The following is a 12,936-nucleotide window of genomic DNA, read 5'->3' on the forward strand; positions in this document are numbered from 1 at the left end:
ACCTATTTAAATTGGTAGAACAGATGGAAAAAGAACAAACAGAGAGGACAAACAAACCCCGTGCAATACAGAAGGAACTGATCGTTGTATCAGGTGCCAGCGGGTTGATAGGTACCGCGCTTATTGAAAAGCTGGCTTCAAGATTTCTTATTGCAGGATTAGACAACGCCGGTTATCCTTTTCCACCTGCCGAAGCTGAATGCATTTGTGTTGACCTTACCTCTGATCAAAGCGTCGAATTTGCTTTTGAACGGATTCGGTATGCTTACGGAAACCAAATTGCATCTGTAGTACATCTGGCAGCTTATTACGATTTTTTAGGAAAGCCTTCTGACTTATATGATAAAGTAACGGTCAAAGGGACGGAAAGGTTATTAAAAAATCTTCAGAAATTTAAGGTAGACCAGTTTTTATTTTCGAGTAGTATGCTTGTATATAAACCATCATCGCCGGGCGTAAAAATGGACGAGGAATGGCCGCTGAAGCCTAAGTGGGACTACCCTAAGTCAAAAGTGGCAACTGAAAAAGTTCTGAACGAGAAAAGAGGTAAAATTCCGGTCGTGATAATGCGTATAGCAGGCGTTTATGACGAACAGGGCAATTCAATACCCATTACTAACCAGATACAGCGTATTTATGAAGAGCAGATCAGTGCAAGGCTTTACCCTGGCGATATATCTCATGGCAGTACGTATGTTCACCTTGATGATCTGGTAGATTCTATTGTTAAAGTCATAGACAAAAGGAAAGAGTTGCCTCCAAAAGTGATCTTGAATATCGGAGATAACGAAACCTTAGCTTATCAGGAACTACAGGATATCATCACTAAAGCAATTAATGGCAAAAAATCAGACATCATTCGGATACCGAAGTGGTTTGCCAAAACCGGCGCATTTATGTTAAATCTTTTTGGCAAGGCATTTATAAAGCCCTGGATGATCGATTTGGCGGATGATCATTTCGAGCTGGACAGTACGAAAGCAAAACAGGTGATCGACTGGAGGCCAAAACATGCGCTAAGCGATACCTTGCCAGAAATTGTTAAAAATCTAAAAGCAAACCCAGAGAAGTTCTATAAGGTAAATAAACTAAAAAAATAACCCCACTATGGTTTAACCAAATTCTAATTATATGAAGCAGCACGATGATTCTTCCATGTCGCCGCAAGGTGAACCATTTTCCCAAAAGCAGCTGGCAGATCAAACAAAAATGATCGTTGAACATTACAATAACTTGTATTGGACACACGTTACGAATGTCCTGCTCGGTTTTTTTCTTATGGCAGCACCTTTTACGTTTGGTTATAAAAGTGCCGCAATGACCTATAGCGATCTTATCAGCGGGGTGCTTCTGGTTATCTTTAGTTTACTTTCGGCTAACCCTTTCCGCCTTTGGGCACCATGGGCTTCTGCGTTTGTTGGTGTATGGCTCCTGTTCGCTCCGCTGATTTTTTGGTCACCCGACGCGACAGCTTACATAACTGATAGTATAGCCGGTGTCTTTGCCATCGGTTTATCGGTGCTTATTCCGGAAATGCCTGGTATGATGCAGATGATGATGACGATGCCTCCGGGGCCAGATACGCCGCCGGGCTGGTCGTACAATCCTTCAACCTGGCTGCAACGCACTCCCATTATCATACTGGGCTGGATCGGTTTTTTTTGTTCCCGCTATTTAACCGCTTATCAATTAGGCTATATCCATCACGCCTGGGACCCTTTTTTTAGCATGGGAACTGAAAAGGTTTTAACCTCCTCGGTTTCTAAATCTTTCCCTATATCTGATGCCGGTCTGGGTAACCTTTCCTATACCATAGAAGCGCTGATGGGCTATATGGGTATGTCGAACCGGTGGCGTACGATGCCATGGATGGTCAGCTTTTTTGGTATACTGGTCATTCCGCTCGGTGTGATCAGCATCGTGTTGATTACATTGCAGCCGGTTTCCGTTGGACACTGGTGTACTATTTGTCTTACAACTGCTGTCGCTATGGTCGTAATGATACCCCTTACACTGGATGAAGTGGTAGCTATGATCCAATTTTTAACCAGACGGGTAAAAGAAGGCAAGCCTTTTTGGCGTACTTTTTGGATGGGCGACACGGTTAAAGGCGGCAGTAAAGATGTGCGCACTCCGCTATTTACGGATTCGATTTCCAAAACACTTCCGGCTATGGGCTGGGGAATGAACCTGCCCTGGAGTTTACTGTTGTGCACAGCTATAGGGTTGTGGTGGATGTTGTATCCTGGAAATTTCAATATAACCGGTAAAACCGCTAATTACTTTACAACGCTTGGGGCATTAGTGGTCACTTTTTCGGTGATTGCCATGGCGGAGGTTGGCCGGACCTTACGGTTCCTTAATTTTATTTTCGTCCTTTGGCTGATCGCAGCCATACTTCTGGTAAAAGGGGTGCCGCCTTTTGCTTTATGGAACGGCATAGTGTCCGGTCTGGTATTGCTGGCCCTTAGTTTACCAAAAGGAAGGATAAAGGAAAAATACGGAACATTTAACCGATATATTTTTTAAACAGCGGCACCGTGGCATAGAGCGTAACAATGAAACCTATTAAATAAGACCACAGCTAAAAGTATTTTAATTGTTTACGTTCTAACGACTACGGTAACTGTTTTGTAATGGCCCGGATGCGGTGAAAGGAAAAGTTATTGGCGGCCAATAATTTTGGCACATGTCATAAAATTGACTCGCTACCGGAAGGGCCGGCCCGGGCCGATGGTTACCATCGGACATAAGGAGGAATACCTGATCCAATGGATACAAAATAACCGGGCGCTGATCACAAAGAAAGATCCTAAGTGGTGGAAATATATAAGCAGTTTAACCAGCAGGCCATGGCTGTTTTACTAACCTTGCTGATCAGGATGTAAAAAATATCCTCGCCTACGTCAAATCGGAATATAAAAACATTCAGGAAGGCGGAACAAAGGTGCTGGCTGCACGCTTTAATAAAATGAGAACGAAAGATGAAAGCGAAAGTAGCCTGGCGGTATACGCTTTACTCGGAATCATCCTCCTTTTCTTTCGTTATCCTATTATTAAGCACGATAATTACCCAATTGTTACGAATCTTGACAGGTAATGAAAAGGCAGCTTCTTCAAAGGGTTTTCCTACGAAACGATTAGGCGGGGCTTTTCTGGTTGAGTGCACTAAGACATTAAAAATTAACTGTAATGTTCATCATAATATTTTTCGATGCCTTCGCCTATCAAATTCACTGTTTCCTGATCAAGTTCACCCCCGGCCAGGTCCCAGCTTTTATCTTCGTTGCTGGTAACCGCGCCGATTGTTGTTCCATTTAAAGAGACCCTGAAAATTTCCTCTTCGTGATTGATTTCGAGGGTTTTGGACAGCGCGTTAAAACATAAAGGCGCTTTAATAAAGAAATGATTTTCCATATTAGTATAAAGATTACCCGAACGCATTTGTTTTATTAAATAGTGGATATCCGAAATATACGGTCGGAACCCGGATTAATGAGTAGGTGAATTATCCAGAAAAACGAAGGTAAAGATCCTGCGCAAAGAGCGTTTGATCTACAGCGGTCACACGAACCATTTATAATTTCTTATTACGCCAGAATAAGATACGCCTTTGTCGCCGTCAATTAAAAGGCGGTTTTAAATTTTGCTTTCAACCTGTATTGTTACATAATATGGGCAAGTTCATAACGTTACCATCATAATAATAAGTTAATTTTATCTATTAAAATTTATATTATGACCAGGATTATCGCCCTCTCAATTGTGCTTCTTTTATCCCTGAAAGGTGCTTATGCTCAAAAGATGCCCAACGATTATATTATTACAAAACAAGGTGATACCATCGCCGTAAAACTGAAATATAACTGGTTGGGAAATATTCTATATGAATTACCCGGAAGTACGAATTTTGGGTCGGTAACTGAAGATAAGCTAAAGGATTATCATTGGTCAAAAATGAATCCTCAGACATTCATAGCCGCCATTTTACCAGGTCAAGATAAGCCAACTTTCGTTGCCCTGCTCGAACGCGGGGAAATTAACTTGTATGAATTGATATCTCATCGTTACAGAGCAACTACCAAGTATTGGTATGCAAATAAAAAGAATATGCCACTGGTCGAAATTAATAACGAAAGGCGTTTGTTTGGAACAGACAAACAATTAGTCCAACACTTTACCGATCTGATCAATGATAAACAGCAGGTCTACCTTGCCTTCAAGCAACAAAATAAATACAATTTTAAGGTTATCAGAAAATTGATACAACAATATAATGCTTCAAAATAAGGACCCATGAATTTAATAGAGACCTTTTCGCAGTTTTCTTATTAAAACTTATCTTAATAGGTGATGCCTTAAATTTAAATCGATTTCCAGTTATTAGGACGCAAGTCTGAGGACGACATTACGTCCAGCTTTTGCGAGCAATCTTTTTTTTAAAACGAAAAACTATCTTACTTTAAAACCTAAAGTGAAGATTCTTTCTGAATATTTATATTAATCTCTTCAATATTACAATAGCGGCGTTTTACACTGTTTAGCAAATTATTCACACTCGGCTATATCTATTCACAGTTTCAAATTAATCATTAAACTTTCATAAATAATTGAGTAGGCTATGTAGCCTTGAAAGTGTGATTTACGCCAACTGCAGCAAGAAGTTTTTAATTTACTTTAATAAAGTTTTATTTTCTAAGTGATTTCTTGTATCATTGTGACTTATTTGTAATTAGTCTAAATAAAAATGAATATAGCTTACTTTAATTTTTTTCTTTCTAAACCAAAGACGACAATTCTTATTTTGTTGTCTTTAATAATTCAATCTTCGCTTTCTGCTCAAATCAAGCGGTATCAGATTTACGGGCACGTTACCGGCGAAAACGGAATAAGCCTGTCCGCAGTCACCGTTCAATTGGACACGCTAACGATTATGACTGACAAAAATGGTTTTTTTTCGTTTATTCAAATTCAGAATGGAAGTCATCTGATCAAACTAAGCCGGGAAGGATATTTTAGCCAGCAAAAGACGATTGTATTAACCGGCATAGAACAGGTACAAGTTAATATCCAACTCCAGGTGGCAGTAAAGCAGTTAACTGAAGTGACCGTTAAGGGCTATAAAGCTATAACCGGTATGGGGTATCTGAATGATGTGCATAATGGGGTAATTTACGCTGGTAAAAAAACAGAGGTCATTTTGCTGGACAGTCTGGATGCGAATACCGCTCAAAATAACCCGCGGCAGGTTCTCGGACGTATTCCCGGCGCCAATTATTCAGAAACGGAGGGCGGGGGTTTTCCATCAAACGGAATAGGATTCCGGGGATTAAACCCAACGCAATCAGTTGAAACAAATACTAGACAGAATGGCTATAATGTCGCTGCTGATATTTATGGCTATCCGGAAGCTTATTACCTCCCGCCTTTAGAAGCTATAGAACGGATAGAGGTTACAAGAGGCGCGTCGTCATTGCAATTTGGTCCCCAATTCGGCGGAGTGATCAATTATATCACTAAGCAGGGAGTAAAAGATAAACCACTGGAGATCAATGTTCAGGAAACCGGTGGAAGCTTTGGACTATTTAATGCATTTACCTCCGCTGGCGGTACCATAGGGAAATTTAATTATTATGGATTTATTCAATATAAAAACATACAAGGCTGGCGGTCAAATTCGGAAGTACAGCAGGTTTCCGGTTTTGCGGGTGTTAATTACCAGGCTAATGCCAGGCTAAAAATAGGATTGGAATATTCAATTTTGAGAAACCGTATCCACATGCCGGGTGGTTTTGATGATGTGCAATTCAATCTGGACAGCCGGGCATCTTACCGTGCCAGGAACTGGCTGCGCAGTCCGTGGAATATCTTTGCCGCGACTGCAGAATATAAATTTACGGCCCATACGCTATTGTATTTTAAATCCTCCGTCTTGTTAAGTTCCCGCGACCTCGTTTGGAAAAATGAAGATGGTGGACCTGCCGAGTTGGACACCATCAGCCCGGTAACCAACGCTTACGGGAATCGCGAAGTTCAAAGAGAGCGGTTTACAAACTGGACGACCGAGGTTCGTGTATTGCATACTTACAAATTATTTAAGCAAGAGAATATACTCGCGGCTGGATTAAGAGCTTTTACAGGTAGGATGAAAAGACAAGGCGGCGGTGAAGGAACAACCGGCAGCGATTTTGACCTCAGCTTATTAGATCCAAGATATGAATATGACCTTGATTTTACCACTTTAAATATCGCCCCCTTTTTAGAAAATACGTTCAAGCTTAATGACAGGTTCTCCATTACACCAGGAATTCGTTATGAATACATCAATTCCACGGCGAAAGGCTATGTTACGGACGGAAATGATGTGCTGACCTCTGATCGGTCTAAAAACAGGTATGTAGCCTTGTTCGGAATAGGTCTTCAATACAAAACCACCAATAGCACAAATATTTATGGTAATATCTCACAGGCTTACCGGCCGGTAACTTACGACCAGCTTACGCCATTTGCAAGTACCGCGGTTATAGACCCCAATATGAAAGACGCCGATGGCTATAACACGGATTTAGGCTGGCGCGGAACGGTCAAAAACTATTTTAACTTTGATGTCAGCGGTTTTTATTTGCGCTATAATAACCGGATTGGGATCATACAAAAAACAGATGCGCAGGGGAATGAATATACCTTACGCACGAATGTGGCCAATAGCGTCCACCGGGGACTGGAAACTTATATTGAGTTGAATGTAACCAGGGCCTTCTTCCCCGATGCTTCTTTTGGCAAGATCAGTTTTTTTAATTCTTTTTCCTACATAGATGCGCGCTACACGACAGGGGAATTTAAAAATAAGGATGTCGAATATGCACCAAGAGCTATAGAAAGGCTGGGTATCACTTACTCTTATAAACCTTTTTCTACCACCTTTTTGATCAGTAAGACGGCTAAGTCTTATGCCGATGCCACTAACGCGCTAAATAGCTCTGATCCGGCGGTCGGTTTAATTCCTGCTTACCAGGTTTTAGATTGGTCGGGCAAATTAACCCTCCATTCCTACAATTTAAAATTCGGGGTGAATAACCTTGCGGACAAGCGATATTTCACCATTCGTACGAATGAATATCCCGGGCCGGGAATCATTCCTGCAATAGGCAGAAGCTTCTACTTTGGGCTAGGGGCTAAATTTTAATTATTTTTTATTAAACAGCCATGAAATTAAAAAAATCACCTCTCATATTCACCTTAGCCATTCTCTTGGTTTTTCTGATGATCTTGACAGCCTGTAAAAAAGATAAAAATATTTTAACGATTTCGAGGTTAACTACAGCGACAAACACCCGGGTTTATTATATAGCCGCAGAAGAGATAGTATGGGACTACGCTCCGACCGGTATAAATCAAATAACCGGGATTGCCTTCGGCATAAAGGAGAATACTTATTTACAAAACGACACAGACCGCATAGGCAAAAAATATATAAAGGCGGTATACCGGGAATATACCGATGCCAGCTTCACGCAACCGAAAGTAAAGGAATCGGCGGACATGGGGCTGATCGGCCCGGTCATCAGAGCGGAAGTAAATGACAGTATTAAAGTTATTTTTAAAAATAAAGCCACCTTCCCTTTTAGTATTCATCCTCATGGGGTAGTTTACGACAGCAATAATGAGGGGATTACCGGCATCGCTCCTGGGGCAACTTTTATCTATCAATGGGCAGTCACTGAAAATTCGGGGCCTGGCAGCGAGGATGGTTCTTCTGTTGGATGGATATACCATTCCCATGTCATGGAAGAAGACAATAAGGATATTTACGCGGGCCTTGTCGGTGCTATTGTCATTTACCGGAAAGGTTATCTCGATCAAAACAAACCAAAGGACATGGACAAAGAGAAGTTTGCCCTGTTTATGATCATGGATGAGAATAATAGTCTTTATCTGTCAGCTAATAAAGCTAAATATACGTTAAACCACGTAAGTAATGATGATCCTGATTTCCAGGAAAGTAACCTGAAGCATTCTGTGAATGGGTTAATGTACGGAAATTGCAAATTTACTGCGATCAAAGCTAACGATAAAGTACGCTGGTATGTGATGGACCTCGGAAATGAACTGGATAACCATACCGCCCATTGGCATGGCAATACCGTTACGGTGAGTGGCGGTCGCACGGATGTGTTATATTTGGGGCCTGCTAACTTGCTTACCGCTGACATGAACGCCAACAACACCGGTAGCTGGCAGTTTCACTGTCATGTGAATGATCATTTGGCGGCTGGAATGATTGCAATGTATGAAGTAAATTAAACGGAGCCTCTAATCAGTTAAGTTCATACAATAATCGTGGCTGATTAAACGTATACCTTAATATAGAAATCATAAATATGAAAAAGATTAAAAGTGGCCTTATTTGGCTTTTCAAATTCTTATTTATAAAAAAATGCTGTCGTTAAGCTTCAAAGCGAGTTCTCATACTACTTATATTTAGAAGCAACGTTATCTATTATTTTTGCGTATATGTTAATTGAAGCCCTTGTTTTTTAGGGCTCAAATACAGATATACATGTGTTGAGGATTAATAATATAGATCATGATCCCGTTTTTGAAAAGGTTTATGTCCTTTTGCGACAAAAGGAAAAGAGAACCTATTCTGATTTTCAGGTATCGGTGCTACCCGAGATCGAACCCGGTCATGTTCATTTTAAAGAGTGGAAGATCAGAAAAAAATCCTGCGATAGATTGATCAACTATCTTAAAAAGAAGAGGAAACCCTTAAAGATTTTAGAGATAGGTTGCGGCAATGGTTGGCTTTCTGCAAAATTAGCCGAAATACAGCAAACTGAAATCATTGGATTAGATCCGAACAAAAGCGAAATCCATCAGGCGATAGCTGTTTTTAATAAGTCAAATTTAAAATTTATCCATGACAGCTTTCCAACTGAAAGCTTAACAGGACTTAAATTTGATGTTATCTTATTTTCCGCTTCTGTACAGTATTTTGCTTCCTTTGCGGGTGTAATAATTGAGGCGCTAAACCATTTAACGGACCGTGGTGAAATACATATAACAGATACCCATTTTTATGAGCCTGAAGAACTCGCAGAAGCCACGAACAGGTCGAAAATGTATTTCGAAGGATTAGGTCTTGCCGAAATGGCACATCACTATCATCATCATGCAAAAAGTGATTTTGTAGTATTCAGCCATCGGATCTTAGCAAATCCGAAGCAGCCATTCAACCAGATAATCAGAAAAATAAATTTTTACTGGATAGTTATAAAGAACGATTGATCCGCAATCTCAAAGCCCTACAACAGGCTTTAGCACGTTGGATCGCAAAATAATATTATTAACGCTTACCTTGAGTAAACAAGCTTTCATCGCTCTAATGATTTAGCAATGATTAGAATTAATAAAAAAAGTTCTGTTATCTTAGCCTATTAAGCTAAACATGAGCGAACATTTACGATCTATCATTGCCCAGTATAAGAATGATCAGGAATCCGTCTATAATACCTGGTTCATCAATAATGAAGAACGCTTAAAAGCCTTCCGTTCTATCCGTAGGGGGGTATTGCAGGTTATCGATGATATCAAGACCAAACGTTTCGGCAATGACTTTAAGGGATCTTCATTGGAATTTGTTTTGAGTTGCATTACGGAACAAAAACAAGTCTTTGAAGGTGCTTCCCACCCGTTTTATTGGAAACCTAAACTAAGGATTCCCGATATTTATGAGAACCAGGCAAATAAGATTGCTTTTGGACAATTCTTGGAAAACTGCATCAACGCAAAGAATGAAGCCCAAATCCTGCGGGAAATTGAAAAGCTGGATGCTTTAAAGATAAAAGGTTTAGGACCTGCAGTGGCCAGTATCCTGTATTTTTTACATCCAACACTTATTCCGCCGTTCAACACCGCGATCATCAATGGATTTAATTATTTATTTAAAGACAAAAAGAAACTGGGAAGTTGGAGCGAGTACCTGAAGATCAGGGAGGTCATTATGGATATGAACCGTAAATATTGTAATGAACTTTCGCTGGATACTGGAGCTTTTGCCGGTTTGTTATTTGAGATTGGCACGCAAAAGTTGTTGTTAGGCAAGGACGAATATCTATCAGAAACTGAACGTACTCGTCTCGAAAAATTAATTGAAAAGCGGCATAAGGACAAAAAGGCAGAAACGGAAGATGAACATTTACATAATGAAATGCAGTATCGCCTTTTAAAGATCGGGTGCTCATTAGGCTATGATGTAATAGCCGCATCTAATGACCGTTCCAAATCCTGGGACGGAAATAAATTTACTTTTATTTCCCTGGCAGAGTTCCCGCAAATGGATCTTGAAAAAGAAATTTTGAATACAGTCAAACTCATTGATGTTTTGTGGTTCGTTAAGGGCACATCCAAAGTGATTGCCGCTTTTGAAGTCGAAAAGAGTACGAGTATCTATTCGGGGATACTACGATTGACTGATTTGATTTATAGTGTACAGGACGATGGTGAAATGCTATATTTGGTTGTCCCGGATCAGCGGGAAAAGGATGTCATCATGCAGCTTTCGAGGCCCTCTATCCGTAAAGGGAACATGCAAATGGCCTATATTTGTTTTTCTGACCTGCGTCAATATTGTGATGCAATCTGCAAATTAGGTGAAGATCATCATAGCATGAAAAAGATAGCAAAATGCGTTTGTTGATTGCAATATGCTTAACCATGGATAATTGTGTAATTTTTTTACCGAATTATGTAAACATTTATAAAAATAGTTATGTAAATTTGTTCGGAAAATGAAAAGTAAGGCGCTATTTCTTTTAACTGTTTTTTTATTGAACGCGGTTGCCGGGTTCAGTTGTGCGCTCCATATGAATGTGGAGGGCACGGGGAAAAGCGTGTTGCATGAAGATGGTTTGCACGCGGCTCATCATGATCACATGAAGATGATGTCCCTTCAACAGCCGAAAAGTGACGGTCCGCAATTTGAATCAAAAGCAGACCCGTGCTGTCAGGGAATGTCCAATAATTTTGCGGCGCTTGCTAAGCTTGTTCCGCAACCTGAGAAGGTTCATATCCAGATTCCATTTATCTCTGCAGGTTTATATTACGACTACCGTTTTGTGCCCGTATATGATTTGGATATAGCTTCTAATTACCTGATACCTCAAAAGCGGCCTCCGACGAGGGGCATTCGGCTCATCATCCGGAGTTTCCAAATTTGATTTTTTTAATTTTAGTTACTTGTTGACATGGTTAGCCATGCCTTAAATGTTTATTAAAATTAATTAAATCAAAATGAAAAAAATATTTCTTTTAGTTGCATTAGCTGCAGCTACTTTTACCCAAGGCTTCACTCAGAATAGTGCAAAGTCATCTGCACTTGGTTCTTTATTGTCTTCTTATTACGATGTTAAGAACGATTTGATCAAATCTAACAGCACCGATGCAGCGACGCATGCAGCTGACTTTCTCAAAGCGGTTAATGCTGTTGATATGAAATCGCTGCCTGCCGCTGATATGAATGCCTTTATGTCATTCCAGGACAAGTTAGCCTTCGATGCCAAGCATATTTCAGAAAGCAAGGATATCGCCCATCAGCGCGAGCACTTCGCTAATTTCTCTTCCAACTTCTTTAAATTGGCTAAGGCTGTAAAGCTGACCGATCAGGCAGTTTATTATGACTATTGCCCAATGAAGAAAAGTTATTGGTTGTCTGCGGATGCGTCAATCAAAAATCCATATTTCGGTAGCCAGATGCTTACCTGCGGGAAAGTAACTGAAACTCTGAATAAGTAATTAACCTCTATTATTTAATTGATGTACCCGGAGCGTTTTTATGCTCCGGATGCATTTTACTTTCAATTTTAACAATATGAAAAATCTAATCATTGTTTTGGCCCTTGGCCTTTCCTCTTTACTTGTAGCAGCTTGTAATAACAATACTAAAAACACGACTGCGCAAGCGGGTAATGATACGTCAGCTGTGGCAACTGCGGCAACCTCCGAATCTCCTTCATCAAAACCAGGGGTTGATAATAAAACGAGTGCTTCTGTTAAGGAGATGATTGCTAATTATTTACAACTGAAGAATGCTTTAACCGCTGACAATAGTAACGATGCTGCTACTGCCGGCAAAGCGTTATCGGAGGGCTTTGTTAAACTCGACAAATCTATATTGACGGCAGACCAAAAAAAGTCGTATACAGACATAGCTGATGACGCGAAGGAAATGGCAGAGCATATTGGCATAAGTGGCGGCAAATTACCGCATCAACGCGAACACTTCGACATGCTGAGTAAAGATATGTACGATCTTGTAAAATTATTTGGAACCAGCATGCCTTTATATGTTGACCGCTGCCCGATGTTCAATGATAAAAAGGGTGCCATTTGGCTAAGCGAAATAAAAGAGATAAAAAACCCTTACCTGGGTTCGGCAATGCCTACTTGTGGTTCGATTAAAGAAGAATTGAAATAGAAACATGAAGCGTAAAATTTTAATTGGGCTGGGTGTTGTCATCATTGCGGTTATTGTTATTCAGTTTATACCCGGGGAATACAACCAGAGTAAACTTATTCCAGCGAACAATATCGCTGAGGTATACAGCATGCCGCAGGACGTACAGGCGATTTTTAAGAAAGACTGTTATGATTGCCATAGCAATAACACCAATTATCCCTTTTACGCCCATTTGCAGCCGATGCGACTGATGCTGGACAGGCATGTCCGTAATGGCAAGGCTGAATTAAACTTCGATGAATTCGGAACATATTCGGCAAGAAAGAAAAGAAGCAAGTTGCGGGCAATCAGCACAAGTTTAGATGAAGGAACTATGCCTTTGCCTTCATACCTGATTATTCACCGCGACGCTGCACTTAATCCGCGAGACACGGCTCTGATTAAAAGTTGGATCAGGAAGGTCAATGAATAAAGTAATG

General features: G+C 40.4%; 13 protein-coding genes. 12 read left to right on the plus strand and 1 reads right to left on the minus strand.

What is annotated here, in order from left to right; all coding sequences use genetic code 11:
• The first annotated feature begins 23 nt into the window (after positions 1-23).
• The 3 genes from G7092_RS17655 to G7092_RS17665 all read left to right on the plus strand — a co-directional run bounded on the left by G7092_RS17655 (position 24) and on the right by G7092_RS17665 (position 2,868).
• Positions 24-1,100, plus strand: coding sequence for an NAD-dependent epimerase/dehydratase family protein (locus G7092_RS17655; protein ID WP_112658277.1), 1,077 nt, complete (start codon positions 24-26; stop codon positions 1,098-1,100).
• Positions 1,101-1,131: 31 nt separating this feature from the next.
• Positions 1,132-2,529 carry a vitamin K epoxide reductase family protein gene (locus tag G7092_RS17660; RefSeq protein ID WP_202985346.1) on the plus strand — a complete coding sequence of 466 codons (1,398 nt, stop codon included), beginning with the start codon at positions 1,132-1,134 and terminating at the stop codon, positions 2,527-2,529.
• A 171-nt stretch (positions 2,530-2,700) separates the two neighbouring features.
• A complete protein-coding gene (locus G7092_RS17665) occupies positions 2,701-2,868 on the plus strand; it encodes a hypothetical protein (RefSeq protein ID WP_166091212.1) in 168 nt (55 codons plus the stop codon).
• 315 nt (positions 2,869-3,183) lie between these two features.
• Here G7092_RS17665 and G7092_RS17670 read toward each other — a convergent pair whose 3' ends face one another.
• Positions 3,184-3,417, minus strand: coding sequence for a hypothetical protein (locus G7092_RS17670; RefSeq protein WP_129568228.1), 234 nt, complete (start codon positions 3,415-3,417; stop codon positions 3,184-3,186).
• A 321-nt stretch (positions 3,418-3,738) separates the two neighbouring features.
• On the opposite strand from G7092_RS17670, the gene G7092_RS17675 reads away from it, so the two are divergent.
• The 9 genes from G7092_RS17675 to G7092_RS17715 all read left to right on the plus strand — a co-directional run bounded on the left by G7092_RS17675 (position 3,739) and on the right by G7092_RS17715 (position 12,929).
• On the plus strand, positions 3,739-4,290 hold the full coding sequence (locus tag G7092_RS17675) for a hypothetical protein (RefSeq protein ID WP_129568227.1): 552 nt from the start codon (positions 3,739-3,741) through the stop codon (positions 4,288-4,290).
• A 457-nt stretch (positions 4,291-4,747) separates the two neighbouring features.
• On the plus strand, positions 4,748-7,186 hold the full coding sequence (locus G7092_RS17680; protein WP_129568226.1) for a TonB-dependent receptor domain-containing protein: 2,439 nt from the start codon (positions 4,748-4,750) through the stop codon (positions 7,184-7,186).
• A 20-nt stretch (positions 7,187-7,206) separates the two neighbouring features.
• Positions 7,207-8,304 (plus strand): multicopper oxidase domain-containing protein, encoded by a 1,098-nt coding sequence (locus tag G7092_RS17685; protein WP_129568225.1) that lies wholly within the window; start codon positions 7,207-7,209, stop codon positions 8,302-8,304.
• A gap of 258 nt (positions 8,305-8,562) precedes the next feature.
• Positions 8,563-9,288: a class I SAM-dependent methyltransferase gene (locus G7092_RS17690; protein WP_166091214.1), complete on the plus strand. Its 726-nt coding sequence runs from the start codon at positions 8,563-8,565 to the stop codon at positions 9,286-9,288.
• A 160-nt stretch (positions 9,289-9,448) separates the two neighbouring features.
• Positions 9,449-10,699 (plus strand): type II restriction enzyme NmeDI-related protein, encoded by a 1,251-nt coding sequence (locus G7092_RS17695; protein WP_112658205.1) that lies wholly within the window; start codon positions 9,449-9,451, stop codon positions 10,697-10,699.
• Positions 10,700-10,790: 91 nt separating this feature from the next.
• Positions 10,791-11,219 carry a hypothetical protein gene (locus G7092_RS17700; protein WP_112658207.1) on the plus strand — a complete coding sequence of 143 codons (429 nt, stop codon included), beginning with the start codon at positions 10,791-10,793 and terminating at the stop codon, positions 11,217-11,219.
• Between the two features lie 73 nt (positions 11,220-11,292).
• Positions 11,293-11,793, plus strand: a complete 501-nt coding sequence (locus G7092_RS17705) for a DUF3347 domain-containing protein (protein ID WP_112658209.1) — start codon at positions 11,293-11,295, stop codon at positions 11,791-11,793.
• A gap of 76 nt (positions 11,794-11,869) precedes the next feature.
• Positions 11,870-12,475, plus strand: a complete 606-nt coding sequence (locus G7092_RS17710; RefSeq protein ID WP_112658281.1) for a DUF3347 domain-containing protein — start codon at positions 11,870-11,872, stop codon at positions 12,473-12,475.
• A 4-nt stretch (positions 12,476-12,479) separates the two neighbouring features.
• Positions 12,480-12,929 carry a heme-binding domain-containing protein gene (locus G7092_RS17715; RefSeq protein ID WP_112658211.1) on the plus strand — a complete coding sequence of 150 codons (450 nt, stop codon included), beginning with the start codon at positions 12,480-12,482 and terminating at the stop codon, positions 12,927-12,929.
• The last annotated feature ends 7 nt before the right edge of the window (positions 12,930-12,936 follow it).

The sequence above is a fragment of the Mucilaginibacter inviolabilis genome (assembly GCF_011089895.1).
GTDB lineage: Bacteria > Bacteroidota > Bacteroidia > Sphingobacteriales > Sphingobacteriaceae > Mucilaginibacter > Mucilaginibacter inviolabilis.